The 17,415-nt window shown below is 72.6% G+C and carries 13 protein-coding genes; 3 read left to right on the top strand and 10 right to left on the bottom strand.

Annotated features, from left to right (window positions below):
- Position 1: 1 nt before the first annotated feature.
- The 7 genes from AB5J73_RS31245 to AB5J73_RS31275 form a co-directional block, all read right to left on the bottom strand.
- Positions 2–1,321, bottom strand: coding sequence for a M14 family zinc carboxypeptidase (locus AB5J73_RS31245; RefSeq protein WP_370962257.1), 1,320 nt, complete (start codon positions 1,319–1,321; stop codon positions 2–4).
- Positions 1,322–1,447: 126 nt separating this feature from the next.
- Positions 1,448–2,119 (bottom strand): ESX secretion-associated protein EspG, encoded by a 672-nt coding sequence (locus AB5J73_RS31250; RefSeq protein ID WP_370962258.1) that lies wholly within the window; start codon positions 2,117–2,119, stop codon positions 1,448–1,450.
- A gap of 15 nt (positions 2,120–2,134) precedes the next feature.
- Positions 2,135–3,385: a hypothetical protein gene (locus AB5J73_RS31255; protein WP_370962259.1), complete on the bottom strand. Its 1,251-nt coding sequence runs from the start codon at positions 3,383–3,385 to the stop codon at positions 2,135–2,137.
- On the bottom strand, positions 3,385–3,690 hold the full coding sequence (locus AB5J73_RS31260) for a PE domain-containing protein (protein WP_370962260.1): 306 nt from the start codon (positions 3,688–3,690) through the stop codon (positions 3,385–3,387). The genes AB5J73_RS31255 and AB5J73_RS31260 overlap by 1 nt, the downstream gene beginning before the upstream one ends.
- A gap of 122 nt (positions 3,691–3,812) precedes the next feature.
- Positions 3,813–9,284, bottom strand: a complete 5,472-nt coding sequence (locus AB5J73_RS31265) for a biotin carboxylase N-terminal domain-containing protein (protein WP_370962261.1) — start codon at positions 9,282–9,284, stop codon at positions 3,813–3,815.
- 275 nt (positions 9,285–9,559) lie between these two features.
- The gene (locus AB5J73_RS31270) at positions 9,560–9,799 is read right to left on the bottom strand and encodes a hypothetical protein (RefSeq protein ID WP_370962262.1); all 240 of its coding nucleotides are present in this window, start codon (positions 9,797–9,799) and stop codon (positions 9,560–9,562) included.
- A gap of 142 nt (positions 9,800–9,941) precedes the next feature.
- The gene (locus AB5J73_RS31275; RefSeq protein WP_370962263.1) at positions 9,942–11,564 is read right to left on the bottom strand and encodes a DUF6345 domain-containing protein; all 1,623 of its coding nucleotides are present in this window, start codon (positions 11,562–11,564) and stop codon (positions 9,942–9,944) included.
- Between the two features lie 230 nt (positions 11,565–11,794).
- Between AB5J73_RS31275 and AB5J73_RS31280 the strand changes: the two genes are divergently transcribed.
- The 3 genes from AB5J73_RS31280 (at position 11,795) to AB5J73_RS31290 (ending at position 14,614) form a co-directional block, all read left to right on the top strand.
- On the top strand, positions 11,795–12,121 hold the full coding sequence (locus tag AB5J73_RS31280) for a hypothetical protein (protein WP_370962264.1): 327 nt from the start codon (positions 11,795–11,797) through the stop codon (positions 12,119–12,121).
- A 99-nt stretch (positions 12,122–12,220) separates the two neighbouring features.
- Positions 12,221–13,738, top strand: a complete 1,518-nt coding sequence (locus AB5J73_RS31285; RefSeq protein WP_370962265.1) for a CehA/McbA family metallohydrolase — start codon at positions 12,221–12,223, stop codon at positions 13,736–13,738.
- 93 nt (positions 13,739–13,831) lie between these two features.
- A complete protein-coding gene (locus AB5J73_RS31290; RefSeq protein ID WP_370973400.1) occupies positions 13,832–14,614 on the top strand; it encodes a hypothetical protein in 783 nt (260 codons plus the stop codon).
- A gap of 81 nt (positions 14,615–14,695) precedes the next feature.
- Here AB5J73_RS31290 and AB5J73_RS31295 read toward each other — a convergent pair whose 3' ends face one another.
- Genes AB5J73_RS31295 through AB5J73_RS31305 form a run of 3 tightly spaced genes read right to left on the bottom strand, consistent with a single transcriptional unit; the run spans position 14,696 to position 17,407 of the window.
- Positions 14,696–15,721 (bottom strand): NAD(P)-dependent alcohol dehydrogenase, encoded by a 1,026-nt coding sequence (locus AB5J73_RS31295; RefSeq protein ID WP_370962266.1) that lies wholly within the window; start codon positions 15,719–15,721, stop codon positions 14,696–14,698.
- Positions 15,718–16,392 (bottom strand): iron-sulfur cluster assembly protein, encoded by a 675-nt coding sequence (locus AB5J73_RS31300; protein WP_370962267.1) that lies wholly within the window; start codon positions 16,390–16,392, stop codon positions 15,718–15,720. The genes AB5J73_RS31295 and AB5J73_RS31300 overlap by 4 nt, the downstream gene beginning before the upstream one ends.
- Position 16,393: 1 nt before the next feature.
- On the bottom strand, positions 16,394–17,407 hold the full coding sequence (locus tag AB5J73_RS31305; protein WP_370962268.1) for an amidohydrolase family protein: 1,014 nt from the start codon (positions 17,405–17,407) through the stop codon (positions 16,394–16,396).
- Positions 17,408–17,415: the final 8 nt, after the last annotated feature.

Here is a 17,415-nt window from a genome sequence, read left to right on the forward strand (position 1 = left end):
ACTACTGCTGGTACGGCGCCGCCGCGGCCTTCGCGGCCGTGATCAGCGCGCCCTTGTTCTTCGGCCAGAACGTGCTGTCGACGCAGGTGTAGCGGGGGAGGAAACCACCGCAGGTGCCGCTGGAGCCGCCGACCTCGAACGTCACGCTGGCGACGCCGAGTTCGCCGTAGGTGAAGTCGTCGGTGGTGCCGGACGTGTCGTAGCCGACGGTTTCCTCGTTGGTGCCGACGAGGTAGCCGTTGGACGCCGCGTACTTCGCGCCGAGCTTGCGGTACTGCGCGTCGTTCGGCGAGGTGGCCTGGGTGAAGCCCCACGGGATGATGATGTCGTTGCCGTAGCTGTGCAGCGTGATCATCGTGCCCTTGGCGGTGGCCGGCGCGGGGTCGTTGTTCCCGGTGCCGCGCTGGTCCGGGAAGATCGCGCGGGCCAGCTTCTCCAGCGCCTGTGTCTCCGGCTCGGAGCCCGCGCTCACGCCCTGGTAGGTCTCCGAACAGGCGGAGTTGGAGTCGCCGCCCCACTTGAACGTCGAGTTGCGGTTGAGGTCGATGCCGATGTTCGTGCCCGTGCAGCTTCCGCGCGAGTTGTCGGCGTTCTTGCGCTGCAGCTTGGGCGAATTCCCGCCGGAGGCGACGATGTCGACGCCGTCGGGATTGGCGATCGGCACCACCCACACCTCGGTCGTGTCCAAGATGGACTTCGCGGTGGCGTCGGTGGCGTAGCCGTCGGCGAGGTAGTCGATCCAGCGCCAGGCGAGCTCGCCGGTCGACAGCTCGCGCGCGTGGATCTGGGCCATCAGGAAGAACTTCGGCTTCGGCGACGTCGTCGACAGCGTGCAGTCGCCCGCCTGCTTCTTCGTCAGGCAGAGCGCCTGGACGTCGTGGCCGCCCTGGCCCTTGGTCTTCTTCCACGACTGGCCGATCGTGTACTTCGTGGCCAGGTCCGGGTGCGCGGAAGCGACCTGAGCGAGGTGGTTCTCGTGCGCGGTGACCGTCCGGTACCCGCCGTAGTAGGTGTCGGCCGCCAGCTTGTTCGTCTCGGCGGGGAGTTCTTTGTAGACGGTGTCGAAGAACGACGGCCGGTAGCCGCGCGCCCGCAGCTGGTTCGCGACGCCCTGGCCGCCGACGACGTAGACGGCACCCGCGTCGCCTTCTTCGACGTCGAAGCCGGCTTCGGTCAGCGCCTGCGCCTGGGCGGCGGTGGCCGGCACGCGCCAGAAGACCGGCGTGTCCGCCGGCTGGGCGGTGGCCGTACCCCCGAGCAGGGTGGTGAGCAGGACCCCGGTCGCCGCGAGGGCGAGCCGGGACAGGGACCTTGACGCCATCGGAGGATCTCCTCACGCCGCACGGATGGAGGTCCGGCGGGAACCCTTGGTCACCGCACCGGCACGCACAGTGTGTCGGGGCGGGCAAACCCGGCACACCCCCGAAAGTCGCGAAACCGGGCGTGCTCAGATCAGCCCGGCGTGCGTCTCGTTCAGCAGGGCGACGATCAGCCGCGGGGTGCCCGGCGCCACCACGACGGCGTCCTCGCCCGCCGGGTACGTCAGCACCCGGCCGCGGCCGAGGTCGAGCGCGGTGGCCGGGTTCGAGCGGATCCGCACGCCGCGGTCGCGCCGCGCGGTGTAGAGCTGGTGGACCGCTTCCCGCGGTTCGCCCAGCGGCGCGGCGCTCGCGGGCTGCACCCGGTCCGGGACGTCGGCGCCGTCGAGCTCGGGCAGGCCGTCGAGGAGGCTGGTCGCGAGCCGGACCGGGCGCACCGGCTCGACGAGCACCGCCACGTCGTCGGCGACCAGCCGGATCGCGTCCTCGCCCCGCGCCGCGACCAGGACCGCGCCGTGCCCGCCGTCGCGGTGGGTGGTCCAGGAGTAGAACTCGTGGTCCGCGTGCGCGAGGGTCCGCAGGGACGTGCGCCAGAGGTCGTTCAGCCGGTTGTTGCGCGCGAGCCCGAGCGCGGTGAGCGTGCGCATCGTGCGCTTTTCGAGTTCCGCCGCGGTGTCTTCGCGGACCCAGTGGTGGCGGGCGGTGCCGAGCGCCGCGGGCGGCTCGCCGAGGTCCAGCAGGCGCCAGGCGGTCAGGAACGCGAGCCGGGGCAGGACGACGGGTTCGTCGAAGACGGGCATGCGGTTCTCCCCGGGTCAGGCACCGATGGTGGGGTCGACGGTGGTCTGCCCGGTGACCGGGTCGACCCGGCCGTACCGCTCGTCGTCGGTGAAGAGGGAGCCGTCGTCGAGGACGTACTTGCGTTCGTGCTCCCGGTCGCCCTCCCGCCGCGAACGCCGGCCCGGCGCCTGCCCGCCGGAACCGCTCGTGCCGCGGGACGCGCCCGGTTCTCCGCCGCGGGAGCCGGGACCCGGCGGGACGCCGCGGGAGGTGCCGGGACCCGGCGGAGTGGCGCGGAAGGGGCCGGTGAGGCCCGGCGGCGGGACGGCGCCCGCCGCCGATCCGGCCGCTGGGGGCGCCGGGGCCGTCGCGCCGGGCACCGGGGCCGACCAGCCCGGGGGCTCGGTGGGGACGAAGCCGGTCGTCCTCGTCGCGCCGGGGACGGCCGGATCGGCGCCGGCCGGGCCCGGTAGCGGGTGAGCGGCCACCGCCGGGGCGGGTACCGGGGGAGTGGTGGGCGGACGGGTGGGTGGCGGGAACCCCGTGGGACCGGCGGCGGTCGTCGCGGGGTAGCCGGAGTGCGGCTGGGCACCCCCGCCGGCGCCGTGGCCCCCAGCGGCGGGAAGGCCGGCGGGGCCGCGATCGGCGGCCGGGAGGCCGGTGCGGGCACCCTCGGCGGCGGGGTCGCCGTCGTCGTAGCGCAGGGCGCGGGCCTGGCCGTCCAGCTGGGCGGCGTAGGCGTGGTAGTGCTCCAGGTACCGAGCCGCGTTCTCGTTGTAGGCGGTGATCGCCTGCTCGGTGTCGGTGTCCCACGGCGTGATGCGGTCCCAGAGGCTCTTCTCCGGCCGCGGGCCCAGGCGTGTGAGCTCGGCGTGGAGCTGCCGGTAGCGGTGGTCCGCTTCGGTGACGTTCAGGCTGTTGCTGACGTACCTCGCTTCGGTCGTGTCGAGGCCGCCGCCGAACGCGCGGGTGGTGGCGCTCGCCGCGTCGGCCGCTTCGCCCCGCCACGCGGCGTCGAGCCGGTTGAGGACCGAATGCAGGAGATCGGCCACCTCGCGGTGCGCCATCGCCACGCGCTGTGCCGTTTCGGCCGCCTCGGCCCAGCCGGTGCCGTTGCCGCGGTGCACCAGGTCCACGAGGTCCTGCAGGGAGACGACCCGCGCCTCGGCGTCCTGGCCCGCCAGGCCGGCGGACCACTTCTCGGCGTCTTCGGTCGTGTGCACGGACTCGGGCCCGGCCCGGTGGACCGCGGCCCGCACCCGCGGGTTCGACCAGGGGAACAGCATCAGCGGGCCAGGTCGCCGGCCGCGGCGGCGTCCTGCTCGCGCAGCCGCCCGGCCGACGCGCCGACCTTCGCGACCAGCTCGCGCAGGAACGCGATCCGGCGCCGGAGGTGGTCGCGGTCGGCCGCGAACAGCATGCCGAGGCGCGTGGTGTAGGCCTCGCTGGCCGGATCACCCGCGGGCGAGCGCAGGTTGATCAGCAGGTCGGTGTCGGCCGACGCCGCGGTCAAGCGGTCGTTCGCGGTCTCGAGCCGCGCGAGGAGCGCCCGCAGCTCGTCGGGGTCCAGCGCGAAGTCGGTGTGCGTCAACGGGTCCCCTCTCCGGCTCGCGGCGAAAGCCGCAAGGGGACAGTCGCGGGGCCCGCCCGGCCCGTTACGGCCGGGTGAAGGGGCGGCACTTTCACGTGAAAGTGCCGCCCCGCCGGGAAGAGCTACTTCTTCAGCCCGTGCTCGATGGCCTCGATGATCCGCGGCCGCAGCTCCGCCGCCGAGATGATCGCGTCCACCGAGCCGACCTCGACCGCGCGCTGGATGCTGTGGACGCGGTCGAACTCCGCGGCCACCTCGCTGACCTTCTCCGCGCGGACCGACGACTGGAGCTCCGCCAGCTTGGCGTTGAGCGCCGCCCGCTCGGCGCCGCCGGCCGCCGCGACCTGGGCCTGCAGCTCGGTCACCCGCGGGTCGTTCGCCGTGCGGTTGTTCACCTCGCCGGCGAAGACCACCGCGGCCGCCGGGGCACCACCCAGCACCGACGCGAACGAGCCCTCGAGGGCCAGCACCGTCATGTTCGGGTTGAGCGTCTTGGAGAACACCACGAACGCGCCGCCGTGGTACCGCGAAATCACGGTGAACACGATCGGGCCCTCGAAGTTGACGATCGCCCGCCCGATTTCCGCGCCGTACTCCAGCTGCAGCTTGCGCAGCGACTCCGGTGAGCCGTCGAAGCCCGACAGGTTCGCCAGGACCACCAGCGGCCGGTTGCCCGACGCCGCGTTGATCGCGCGGGCCGTCTTCTTCGACGAGCGCGGGAACAGCGTGCCCGCGGTGTAGGTGTCCGGGCCGTCGGTGGGCGGGAAGCCGCGGCGCGGCACCGAGCGCGACTCGATGCCGATGAGGCAGACCGGGCGGCCGCCGATGTGCACGTCCTGCACCGCCGACGTCTCCGCGTCGGCCATGCCCGCCCAGCGTTCCAGCACCGGGTGGTCCTGGTCGGACAGCGCGCGCATCACCGTGCGGATGTCGAACGGCTTCTTGCGGTCGGGGTTGTGCTCGGCGGAGAAGATCTCGCCGACGGTCGTGAAGTCGCTGCCGACGACGGCGTGCGGGAACGACGAGACGTCGCGGCCGACCGGGTCGGTCGTGGCCACCTTCCGCGGCCCGGACTCGCCCGGCGCGATGTAGGTGTGCTCGTAGTGCGCCATCAGGACTTCCCGCGCGGCCGGCAGGTTCGGCGCCCAGTACTGCGCCTGGCCGTTCGGGCCCATCACGCGGTCGTAGCCGCCGATGCCGAAGTTGTCCTCGGCCGACACGCCGCCGGAGAAGTCCAGCGCCTGCTTGCCGGTGAGCACCATCGCCGAGTCCGGCGTCATCACCAGGATGCCCTTGGTGTGCATGAGCATCGTGGCTTCGGCGTTCCAGTACGGCTGGGCGCCGACGTTGATGCCGTTGACCACGATGTTGATCTCGCCGCCGTCCTGGGTGAACGTGACGATCCGCTTGAGCGCCGCGGCGACCCAGTCCATGTTCTCGGTGCCCGAGGACATCGAGATCCGCGCGCCCGAAGACAGGGCGAGCCACTCCAGCGGGACGCGCAGCCGCTCGGCCAGGTCGAGCGCCGCGATGACGCGCGAGCACTCCGGCTCCGACAGGGCGCCCAGCGACTTCGTCGGGTCGCCCAGGAGCACGACGCGCATGACGCCTTCGGGGTGCCGCGCGGTCGGGGTCGTGACGACACCCGCCACGAGCGCCGCGGTGTTCTTGCCCTTCGGCCGGTCGACCGGGACCAGCACGCCGGAGGCGTCCAGGTCGTGCTCGGTGAACGTGCCGCCGGGGCCGGCGAGCAGGTCGGTCAGCTCGTACGGGTACACCGTCCCGCGCCGTGCCGCCCGCAGGACCTTCAGGCGGTATTCGTCCAGCGGCTTCACCGGCTCGGTCGACGGGTGGTCGACGTGCAGCCGCGCGCCGTGGCCGGGGTCGAAGGTGATCCGGACGGCGAGCTCGGTCAGCCTGCCCGCGTCCGTGCGCCGCCGCGCCAGGAACTGGACCTCCTCCAGCCCGGCCCCCACCGACGTCGGCAGGATGCGCTGGACCAGCGTGTTCAGCTCCTCGGTGGTGAGGTCGGTCGGCGGCCAGACGTACATCATGATCCGGTTGGTGTCGAACCGCTTGTTCTGCGGCCGCTGCGCCTGGATGTTCCGGATCGCGTCGAGGCAGGCGGTGACCGCGTCCTCGAGCGCGGGCAGCGCGACCAGGCGGCCGTCGGCTTCGCGCAGCGGCGTCAGGTCGCGGACCTGGCCCATCGCGATCAGCCGCTCGTCGGCCGGGTTGGTCTTCGCCACGGCCTTGAAGAGGTAGATCTCCTCGTCCGCCGACGGCAGCCGCGTGAGGTCGAACTCGCGCAGCCGCTGCAGCTGCAGGCGCTGGGCGATCTGCGGGTGCAGGCCGCGGATCAGCCGGTCTTCGGCGAACGCCTCGCCGTCGCGCTCGAACGTGAAGTGGTGGTGCATCACCGCGCCGCCGGTGCCGGCCACGGTGAAGACGACCCGCCGCACGCTCGCGGGCACCGGGTGCTCGGCCAGCAGCGCACCGAGCCGCGCGGCGGCCGCGTCGGCGTCCGGCTGGTCCTCCCAGCGCAGGTACAGGTCGGCGACCACGCCTTCGGTCGCCACCTCGCCGAGCGCGCCGAGCGCGTCGGGCAGGGCGGCGATGTCGACGGCGGTGGTGACCAGCGGCAGCACGCCGTCGGCGGTGTCCAGCCCGGCGGTCAGCCACCGGGAGCCGCCGGCGTCGCGCACGGCGACCCCGGACAGCCGCCGGTTGCCGTAGTAGCGGCGGGTCAGCACTTCCAGCAGCGGCGCGTGATCACGGCCCGGGCGCCCGATCCGCTGGCCGACCAGCCGGACGAGCGGCTGCGAGCCGGTGATCATCGCCTGGATCCGGTCGGCGCGGTCCGGCGCGTCCGGGTGCTGGTCGAGGTAGCGCAGTTCGGTGCGGACGGCGGCGTACACCTCGGCGCGGTGGCGGCGCAGCAGCGGCTGGGCGAACCAGCGGAACACGACGCCGCGGGCGAGGTCGGACACCGCGGGGAAGCGCACCTGCGTGGCCTCGACGAGGTGTTCCAGGGTGAGCCCGGCGCGCTCGCTCAGCGACTCCACCGGCGGCGCGCCGGTCAGCCACTGCCGCAGCAGCTCCGAAACGACGGCGACGTCGGCCGCCATCCGCTGCTGCGCCAGGAAGATCCGGAAGACCGCGGCCTCCAGCTCCGGCGTGCGGTCCAGGTCCGCGACGCCGTAGTGCGCGAGCACCTGGCGCAGCCGGGCCTGGAAGCCTTGGGTGACGCCGGCGCGTTCGACGTCGAGGCTCTGCAGGTAGCTGTGGAAGAACTCGCGCGAGCTGTGCACGGCGCCGTTCGACTCGGCGTCGAGCTCGCCGCCGGGGGTGTTGCGGCTCAGCTCGGACAGGTCGGCGAAGACGGTGAGCAGGTCCAGCTCGCCTTCGACCGGGCGGTTGCCCAGTTCGGTGCGCGCTTCCAGGTAGGCCGCGACGAGCCGCTTGCGCTCGGCCGGGTCGACGTCGAAGCCGAGCAGCAGGCTCTTCAGGTCCTGCAGGCCGCGTTCGACGCGCTCGGCCGCGGACACGCCGTCGGGCACGGTCGGGAGCTCGACCTCGACGGTCTCGGTCTCTTCGGCCGCCTCGTCCTCGGCCCCGTCGGCCAGCGGCTCCAGGCGCATCAGGGGCGCGCCGGTCTCGACCTGGCTGCCGACCGACACCGGGCACTCGCGGACGCGGGCGCGGAACGGCGCGCGCAGCACCGTCTCCATCTTCATGCTCTCCAGCACGAGGATCGGCGCGTTCGCCTCGACCTCGTCGCCGACGGCCAGCGGGGTCGCGACGACCAGGGCGGGCGCGGGGGAGCGGACGACGCCGCCCTCGTCGCGGCTGATGCGGTGGGTGACGCCGTCGACCTCGACCAGGTGGATCGGGCCGTGCGTGGCCGACACGAGGCGGAACCGCCGCCCGTTGACCAGGATCTGGCCGCTGTGGGCGTCGAAGCGGTCGATCTCGACCTCGGCGTGGTGCACGTCCGACGCGCCGGCCGAGACGCCGACGCGGAAGCGCTTCCGCCCGGCCCGCGCCACGCTGACGCGGTAGCCGACGCCGCGGAGCTTGAGCTCGAGCGGGCGGCCGCTTTCGTGCTGCACCTGCGGGCGCCCGCCGTGCGCGGTGGCCAGCAGCCGCTGGACGGAGACCTCTTCCTCGTCCTGGTAGGCCTCGATGGCGGCCGCGGCGAGCGCGATCGCGGAGTGCCGGTGGGTGACCAGGCGGCCTTCGGCGCGGACGCGGTCGATCCAGCCGGTGTCGGCGCTGGCGTCGATCACCTCGGGCTGGTCGAGCAGGTCGAGCACGAAGCTCTTGTTGGTGGCGCCGCCCTCGATGATGACGGTGGTCTCGGCCATGGCGCGGCGCAGGCGACCGAGCGCCTCGTCGCGGTCGCGGCCGTAGGCGATGATCTTGGCGATCATCGAGTCGAAGTCGGCCGGGATGGTGTCGCCTTCGCTGACGCCGGTGTCGACGCGGATGCCGGGACCGGCGGGCAGGGCCAGCCGCGCGATGCGGCCGGGGGAGGGCGCGAAGTCGCGGTCGGGGTCCTCGGCGTTGAGCCGGGCTTCGATCGCGTGGCCGCTCTCGGCGGGCTGGGTGCCTTCGAGCTTGCCGCCGCCCGCGACGTGCAGCTGGAGCTTGACCAGGTCGGTGCCGGTGGTGATCTCGGTGATCGGGTGCTCGACCTGCAGGCGGGTGTTGACCTCGAGGAAGGCGAACAGCTTCTCGCCCGGGTGGTAGAGGAACTCGACGGTGCACGCGCCGCGGTAGCCGACCGCCACCGCGAGCCGCTCCGCCGACGCCTTCAGCTCCGCGGTCTGCTCGGGGGCGAGGACGGGGGAGGCGGACTCCTCGATGATCTTCTGGTTGCGGCGCTGCACGGAGCAGTCGCGGACGCCGAGCGCCCACGCCGTCTCGCCGTCGGAGATCACCTGGACCTCGACGTGCCGGGCGCCGGTGACCAGGCGCTCCAGGAACACGACGCCGGAGCCGAACGCGCGCAGGGCTTCCTGGCTGGTGCGCTCGTAGGCGTCGGCGAGGTCTTCGCCGGAGGCCACCATGCGGATGCCGCGCCCGCCGCCGCCGGCGGTCGCCTTGAGCATCAGGGGGTAGCCGATCCGGTCACCGGCCGCCAGCGCGTCGTCGAGCGTGGCGACCTCGCCGCGGCTCCACGGCGCGACCGGCACGCCGACCTCTTCGGCGATCAGCTTCGCGCCGATCTTGTCACCGAGCTTGCGCATCGCCTCGGCGCTCGGCCCGACGAAGGTGACGCCGACCTTCTCGCACAGTTCGGCGAACGCCGGGTCCTCGGCGACGAAACCCCAGCCGACCCACGCGGCGTCGGCCTCCGTCTCGACGAGCGCCTGCTCGAGCTTGGCGAGGTCGAGGTAGGGCCGGGCCGAAGCCGGGCCGAGGTCGTAGGCCAGGTCGGCCTCACGGACGAACGTGGCGGTGCGGTCCGCGTCGGTGTAGAGGGCGACCGTCTCGATCCGCGTCCCGGTTTCCGCCGACAGGTCCCGGACGGCGTGGATGAGCCGCATCGCGGCCTCTCCGCGGTTGACGATGGCGACACGACTGAACACCGGCTGAGCCTCCCAAGTACCCACGCACAGAAGGCGACGCACCTGTCCTGGAGCGTCGCCTGCACCTGTCTACACCCTGCTGGATTACCGCGGGGTAGACCAATGTCCGCCATGGCGCATGCCGAGGCGGCTGCGTTGTGGGAACCCCACAAAAAGCGACCCGCGCCACACTGCCGGGACCGCGTTTCTCGCGAGGGCTGCCACAAAGCACGGTGCGCAGCCTACGGCGGGTCGGAGCCGGAAAACATCCAGATCCGCGAAAGTAGGGGCCCCGGTCAGGACGCCAGCAGGACGGCCGGATCCAGGACCTGGCCCAGCTCGCGGCGTTCGGCCTCCGACAACGGCACGGCCGCGACCTCGCACCGCCCGTCCGGCCCCGGCGCGGTGGTGATCGCCAGCACCGGGCGCCCGTCGATTTCGCGCAGCGTCACCCGGCCCCCGCAGGAGAGGTCCACCGTGACCCCCGGCTGTTCGCGATGCCGGCCCAGCCAGCGGCCGACGAAGTCGAAGGTCATCGCGTGTCTCCCCTCGGTACGGGCAACTCCCCTTGAAGCACAGGTGTCGTTCGTTAATGCCCCGGATACACCTCGTTCACACCTCGGATCGCGGACGGGCCGGCACCCCCCGACCGGGTGCCGGCCCGGCCCGCCCCCGGGCTCACCGCAGCGGCGCCTCCAGGACGTACCGCTTCGCGAGCCCCTCGCCGCAGTCCACCTCGACCGTCCGCCGGACGCACGGCGTGCCGTCGTCGCCGCGCAGGGCGTAGCCGACCGCCGTCGAATCCGGGACTTCGCGGACCTCGGCGGGCACGCGGCCGCCGGCCGAGAGGCGGCGCAGCAGGCGCTGCAGCGGCGCGTCCAGTGCCTCGTCCACAGTGGACGGCTCACGGGCCGTCCCGCGGGCGGACGGCGGTGCCGCGGGTGCGCCGGCGGTCAGCCGGTCGACCTCGCGGGTCGCGTCGACGATCGTCGTCACGGTGCCGCCGCCGTCGATGCTGACCCGCACCTCGCCCAGGCCGGGCGTGACGACCGGGTGGCCGTCGACCAGCTGCGTGAACACCACGTGGGTTTCGCGCACGCGCGGCTCCGCGACCTCCTCGGGCGTGCCGCCCGCGTGGTACTGGTGGCGCACCTTGTCCGCGACGAGGTCGACCCGGTCGGCCAAGCCGAACGTCTCGACGGCGTCCTGGGCGATCCGGACCGCCTCGGCGGCGCTCGGCGCGTCCCGGCCGGTGCCGTCCGCTTCGGCGAACGTGATCTCGCGGACGCCGCGGTGGTCGACGCTCAGCCGCGGGCCGCCCTGGTCCGCGCCCAGCACGACGCCGTGCGGGCCCATCGCCTCCGGCAGCCCGCCGCCCGGCCGGACGCCGTAGTGCCCGGCCAGCTCGCCCAGCTGCGCGGGCGAGAGCCGGCGCGGTGCGAACCGGGCCGTCTGCGGCGCGCCGGGCAGCTCGAGGCGCGCCTCGCGGATGCTCCGGGCGGCGTCGTACCACGTCCACCACCACCAGTTCTTCGACGCGGCGGCGGTCGAGAAGGACCCTTCGTTCCACAGCCGGTCCTGCGCCTCGGCCTGCGTCGCCCCGCACGCGACGGCCGAGGGCGCCTGGTGGTGGTCGATGTCCCAGGACGCGTCCAGCCACGCCTTGCTGAACTTGTGGCCGTTGCCGTTCCACTTGCTGAAGAAGTACGCGCCGTAGTTCGGGCTGTCCACGCTGGTGGACTCGAACCCGAAGATCATCCGCAGGCCCAGGTTCGCCGCGTCCCACGTGCGGATCGGGCTGTTGCCGTCGCCGATGCGCAGCGAGAGGCAGGTGGAGAAGAACAGGTAGCGGGCGACCTCGTTGCCCAGCCGCATGTCGGCCGAGCTCGCCCAGGCCGAGCCGCCCCAGGTGCCGCCCATCGGCATCCAGAACACGCCGTTGCCGTCCATCGTCCCGTGCCCGGAGTGGTACTCGGCCACGCAGGCGTCGAAGCCGTACGTGCCCTGCCAGTCGTCGTACTGCTCGCCGTAGAGCCAGGACAGCACGCCGCCGTCGGTGTACCAGAAGTTCGGCGCCGTGAACTGCTTGACGTAATTGTAGAAACCGCCGGCGTCGTCGTGGGTGTAGGAGAGGTCGGTGATTCCGGGCGGGAAGTCTTCGATCGAGCAGACGCCGTACCGGTTCGCGCCGCGGTCGGCGGTGATCCCGCTCGCGGTGAACGGATCGGCCGAGGTCAGCGCCCGCGCCGCGGTGGACGTCCCCGGTGGTGCCGCGCCGGCACCGTCTTTCAGCAAAGCCATGGTTCCTCCCCGTGTACCGAATGGATTCGTGCGGTGCGAAGCTACCTCCGAATCCGCCGAAAGCTTTCGAATACATCTTTTTGCCACACCTTCAGCGCAATTTTTTCAGTGCTGCACCGATTCCGTGGAGCTTTCCCGTCCGGTGCCGCCACCCGGTCAGCCGGAACCGGCCACAGTGGACAGCGCGGCGGGAGGTGCGCGCGCCGGGCGGGTGCGGCCAGGATGGCGGGATGAAACTCGGGCAGCTGGCCACGTCGGCGCGGGACCTGTTCTCCGCGAAACTCGTCTACGGCGAACCCGTCGAGCGGGACGGCGCCGTCGTCATCCCGGCCGCGGCGGTGTTCGGCGGCGGGGGCGGGGGCGGCGGCGACACCGGTGCGCTGCCGGTGCGGGAAGGCGCCGGGTTCGGCGTGTTCGCCCGGCCGGCGGGCGCGTTCGTCGTCCGGGGCGGCCGCGTGACGTGGGTGCCCGCGGTCGACGTCACGCGCCTGGGGCTGGCCGCCGCCGTCACCGTCGTCGCGCTCGCGAAGATCCTCGCCCGACGTGCCAGGTCCTGACCGGACAGGTGCGGCACGCGCCGAAAGTTCACCGCCGGTTCTTGTCCGCGTTCGCGTTCGCGGCCTAGCGTCGGGGCGTCGTTCGATGCGGAGGTACGCATGAGTTCTGGGGACCTGAGCCGCCGGGCGCTGCTGCGCGCGGGCGGGGTGGCGGCGGCCGGGGCGGCGGTGGGGATGCTGCCCGGCGTCGCGTTCGCCGATCAGCCGGGCGGCACCGGCAGCCAGACCCGGACCGTCACCGGCACGCTGAAGCCGGACGTCCCGGACTGGTACTACCTGCCCGTCGACGTCCCGCGCGGGGTGCGGCAGATCGACGTCCGCTACTCCTACGACAAGCCCCCGGTGCCGGCCGGCACCCGCGGGAACGCGTGCGACATCGGGATGTTCGGGCCGGAGGGCCACGAACTGGGCAACGCCCGCGGCTTCCGCGGCTGGTCCGGCGGCTTCCGCGACCGGTTCTCGATCAGCGCGGCCGAGGCCACGCCCGGCTACCTGGCGGGCCCGATCAAGCCGGGCCGCTGGCACGTCGTCCTCGGCCCGTACACCGTCGCGCCGCAGGGCCTGAACTACCAGGTCGACATCACGCTCACCTTCGGGCCCGACGCGGCGCCGTTCGTCCCGGAGCCCGCGCCGGAGACCGCGCCGGCCCGCGAGCGCGGCCGCGCCTGGTACCGCGGCGACGGGCACCTGCACACCGTCCACTCCGACGGCCGCCGCACGCCGGACCAGCTGGTCGCCGACGCCCGCGCGGCCGGGCTGGACTTCATCGTGTCCACCGACCACAACACGTCCAGCTCGCAGCTCGTGTGGGGCCGGTTCGCCACCGACGACCTGCTGATCCTCAACGGCGAAGAGGTGACGACGCGGTCCGGGCACTGGCCCGCCATCGGCCTGCCCGCCGGCACCTGGATCGACTGGCGCTACCGCGCGGCCGACCCGCAGGACTTCCGCCGGTTCACCGACCAGGTGCACCGCGCGGGCGGCCTGGTCACCGCCGCGCACCCGTTCGCGAACTGCTTCGGCTGCACCTACGAGTTCGCGTACGAGATCGCCGACCTGGTCGAGGTCTGGAACGGCCCGTGGACCCAGGACGACGAGGCCAGCGTCATCCACTGGGACGGCCTCCTGCGCGGCGGCCGGTTCATCCCGGCGATCGGCGACTCCGACGCGCACAACCCCGACCAGCGGGTCGCGCTGCCGCACACGGTCGTGCTCGCCGACCGGCTGCGCCGGAAGGAACTCCTGGCCGGGCTGAAGGCCGGGCGTTCGTGGCTGGCGGAGTCGTCGGCGGTCCAGCTGGACTTCACGGTCTCCGGCGGCGGCCGCACGGCCGGGATCGGCGAGCGGCTGCCGGCCGGCACCGGCGACCCGGTGACGGTCAAGGCGGCCGTCGGCGGGGTGCCGGGCACGACGGTGACGTTCCTCGACCAGCTCGGCCCGGAGCACACCGAGACCATCGGCGACGCCGGCGCGGCCACAGTCACGTGGACGACGTACCCGCGCTACTCGCGCTGGGTGCGCGTCGAGGTCCGCCGCCCGTCCGGGGGCCCGAACACGACCCAGCCGAACGCGATGGTCGCGATGTCGAACCCGATCTTCCTCGGCACCGGCCACTGAACCCCGACCCGCCGCGCCGCGTCCTGGTTTTGGCAGACTGGTGCGAACGGGTGAAGGCGAGGCAGGGTGCGCGGGTGTGGCCTGAAGGTGGCGATCTTCCTGGGGGCGGTCGTCGTGCTGACCGCGGGGATCGTCGTGGCGGTGGTGCTGACGCGCAGCCCGGTGCGGACGCCGGGCTGCACGGTGGCGCAGCCGGGGCAGGACGGGTACACGTTCACGCCGGAGCAGATGAACAACGCGGCGACGATCTCGGCCGTCGGCACCAAGCTCGGCCTGCCCGCGCACGCGGCCACGGTCGCGCTGGCCACGGCGTTGCAGGAGTCGAAGCTGCGCAACCTCGAGGGCGGTGACCGCGACTCGGTCGGGCTGTTCCAGCAGCGGCCCAGCCAGGGCTGGGGCACGGTGGCGCAGCTGCGCGACCCCGTCTACGCGGCGACGGCGTTCTACGAGAAGCTCGAGAAGCTGCCGGGCTGGGAGACGCTGCCGATCACCGAGGCCGCCCAGGAGATCCAGCGCTCGGGGGTGCCGGACGCGTACGCGCAGTGGGAGTCGCAGGCCCGCGCGATGGCGGCGGCGTTCAACGGCCAGTTCCCGGCCACGCTGACCTGCCGCAACCTGACCCTCGCGGCCCCGGCCGACCTGGCGGCCGCCGCCACGGCGGAGCTGGGCACGGCCGCGTTGAGCGGCGCCCACCCGGCCGGGCAGGGCTGGATGTACGCGAGCTGGCTGGTCGGCCGGGCGGAGGCGCTGGGCGTGGACAAGGTGAGCTTCGCCGGCCAGACGTGGACGGCGGAGTCCGGGGCCTGGGCCCAGGACTCCGCCGCCGGCCAGGACCTCTCCCTGCACCAGGCCCCGGCGCCCCAGCCCAGCGAGTAACGCCGCACTTTCACGTGAAAGTGACCCGGAGTGCGCACTCCGGCTCACTTTCACGTGAAAGTGCGGCCGGGACCAGCCGGGTCAGGGCACGAGGATCGCGCGGCCGCGGATGCGCCCGGCGTCGAGGTCGTCGAGGGCCGTCTGGAACTCCTCCAGCCGGTAGCGGGCCGTGTGCAGCTTCACGCGGCCCTGCGCGGCCAGCACCATCAGCTCGCACAGGTCGTTGTACGAACCGACCAGGTTGCCGATCAGGTTGATCTCCGCCGAAATGACGTCGATCGTCGGGACGTCGATGTTCTCGCCGTAGCCGACGACGTGGTAGTCGCCCGCCCGCCGCAGCATCGCGATCCCGTCGCGGGTCGCGCCGCCTTCGCCGACGAAGTCGATGACCGCCTCGGCGCCGTGGCCGCCGGTCAGGTCGAGCACCCGCGAAACCTGCGCGCCGTCGGCGGCGACGCCGTGGTCGGCGCCGATCGAGACCGCCAGCTCGACCGCGTCCGGGTTGCGGTCGACGACGATCAGCTCCCCGGCCGAGATCGCCTTGAGCACCTGGATGCCGATGTGGCCGAGGCCGCCCGCGCCGATGACGACGCACCTGTCGCCCGGCCGCAGCCGCCGGGCCGCCTTCGCCGCCGCGTGGTACGCCGTCAGCCCGGCGTCCGCCAGCGCCGCGACGTCGGCCGGCTCCAGCGCGTCGTCGATCTTCACCACGCTGCGCGCGGACGTCTTGAGGTACTCCGCGTAGCCGCCCGCGGTGTCGATGCCCGGGAACTGCGACTGTGCGCAGTGGACGTCGTCGCCGAAGCGGCAGGCGCGGCACAGCCCGCACGTGATGAGCGGGTGCACGATCACCTTGTCGCCCTCGGCGACGTTGGTGACCGCGCCGCCGACCGCGTGCACCCAGCCCGCGTTCTCGTGGCCGATCGTGTACGGCAGCGTGACGCCGGACTTCTCCTTCCACTGCCCTTCGAGGATGTGCAGGTCGGTGCGGCAGACGCCGGCGCCGCCGATCCGCACGACCACGTCGTACGGGCCGGTGACCGACGGCTCGGGGACGTCGGTCAGCTTCAACGGCGAGTCGTACCCGACGACCTGGACGGCTTTCACGCTGGTACCTCCACAGTGGATTCGGGGTAGCGGGTGCGGAGCAGGCCGCGGCAGAAGTGCGCGTTGCCTTCGATCGAGATGCGGACCGACCGGGCGAACCGCAGCCGCAGCGGGATTTCCTCGCGGGGGAACGGGGTTCCGTCGTGGCCGACCAGCACCGGCGACGTCGGTTCGGACGGCAGCCCGAGTGCCTCGCGGCGTCGGAGCAAGGCCTGCGAAGCGGGCACGTCCGGCAGGTCCGCGAGGGTGACGCCGGGCAGGTCGACGTGCTCGTCCGCCCGCAGCAGCACGCTCAGCGCACGTTCCACCGCCGCTTGGTGGGCCTTGCGCCGGAAGGTTTCCCGCAGCTCTTCGAGGTCTTCGTCGGCCTCGTGGCCGAACGTTCCGCGGTAGCCCGCGTCGGCGGCGAGGCCGGCGTTGATGAGGTCCGAGTCGTGGTGGTCGTCCAGCTCCACCACCACTTCGGTCGTCCACGGCAGCGCCGTCAGCACGTCCTTGGCGTCCGATGCCATGAGGTAGGCGAAGTTCGGCGCGCAGAACGACGTCGGCAGTCGCAAGTGGACGGTCACCCGGCCGTCGTCCACGTCCAGTGACTTGACGAAGCCGAGGTCGGTGATCGGCTCGTCCAGCTCGGGGTCGAGTACCGCGTCCAGCGCGGCGTACGCGTCCACGTCAGGCCACCGAAACGGCTTGCGGCTCGACCGGGGCCAGCCGCAGCTCGGCGGGGACCGGGACGTCGTACATCGCCGCCGCGTTGAGCCCGAGGATCTTCTTCTTCTGGCCGACCGTCAACGGCGCGTACTCCGGCATGTCCTCCGGGATCTGGAAGTCGACGAACCGCTCGATCAGCCAGCGAGGTGTCCACAGCGCGTAGTCGCTGGAGAACTGGATGCGGTCCTCGTCCAGCCAGTACAGCAGCTCGCCGATGATCTGCGCGAAGTACCGCGGCCGCGTGTGGATGAACGGGATGGCCACCGCGAGTCCCGCGTGGACGTTCGGCTCCTGCGTCGCGATCCAGCAGAAGTCCTCCAGCCGCGGCAGGCCGCAGTGCTCGACGACGAAGTTGAGGTCGGTGAAGTCGGTCGCCGCGTGGTCGACGTCGGCGACGTCGAAGGCGTCGCGGTCCAGCGGCCGGATCGTCGGTCCCTTGTGGACGTGGATGTTCTTGATCCCGAGTTCCTGGCAGGCTTCGAAGTACTTGTACGTCCACTTGCCGTCGAGCTTGTAGCCGCGCGAGTCGCCCTGCCATTCGGCGGTGTAGAGCTTGACGCCCTTGAGGTTGAAGCGCTCGGCGTCGCGCCGCAGCTGGTCGATGCCGGCCTGCTCGAAGCGCGGGTCGAAGAAGTGGTTGTAGGTCAGCTTGCCCTCGTGCTTCTGCGTCAGCGCGAAGGCTTCTTCGGTCTGCCCGAAGCCGTTGTTGTAGAAAGCGCCGAGGTGCGCGGGCTGGAAGATCGCGTGGTCGACGTAGCCGTTCTCGAACAGGTCACGCATCAGCCGGTCGCCGCCCTGGTAGAGGTAGTCCTCGTACGGCCAGACCTCGGACTCGGGGCTGAGGTTGCGGTGGTAGTCGTAGAAGCAGTCGATGAACTGCTTTCCGTGGATGTTGCGCTGGTTCTCGGGGCGCGCGTCCCACAGGGCCACGTGGGCGTCCACGATGAAGTAGGTCTCGCCGTCCTTGCTGTACATGCGTTCCT

It is taken from the genome of Amycolatopsis sp. cg9, assembly GCF_041346945.1.
Taxonomy (GTDB): Bacteria; Actinomycetota; Actinomycetes; order Mycobacteriales; family Pseudonocardiaceae; genus Amycolatopsis.

Excerpts from the sequence above, each read along its gene's own strand:
- AB5J73_RS31245 (WP_370962257.1), bottom strand. The coding sequence starts at position 1,321 with ATGGCGTCAAGGTCCCTGTCCCGGCTCGCCCTCGCGGCGACCGGGGTC.
- AB5J73_RS31250 (WP_370962258.1), bottom strand. The coding sequence starts at position 2,119 with ATGCCCGTCTTCGACGAACCCGTCGTCCTGCCCCGGCTCGCGTTCCTG.
- AB5J73_RS31255 (WP_370962259.1), bottom strand. The coding sequence starts at position 3,385 with ATGCTGTTCCCCTGGTCGAACCCGCGGGTGCGGGCCGCGGTCCACCGG.
- AB5J73_RS31270 (WP_370962262.1), bottom strand. The coding sequence starts at position 9,799 with ATGACCTTCGACTTCGTCGGCCGCTGGCTGGGCCGGCATCGCGAACAG.
- AB5J73_RS31275 (WP_370962263.1), bottom strand. The coding sequence starts at position 11,564 with ATGGCTTTGCTGAAAGACGGTGCCGGCGCGGCACCACCGGGGACGTCC.
- AB5J73_RS31280 (WP_370962264.1), top strand. The coding sequence starts at position 11,795 with ATGAAACTCGGGCAGCTGGCCACGTCGGCGCGGGACCTGTTCTCCGCG.
- AB5J73_RS31285 (WP_370962265.1), top strand. The coding sequence starts at position 12,221 with ATGAGTTCTGGGGACCTGAGCCGCCGGGCGCTGCTGCGCGCGGGCGGG.
- AB5J73_RS31305 (WP_370962268.1), bottom strand. The coding sequence starts at position 17,407 with ATGTACAGCAAGGACGGCGAGACCTACTTCATCGTGGACGCCCACGTG.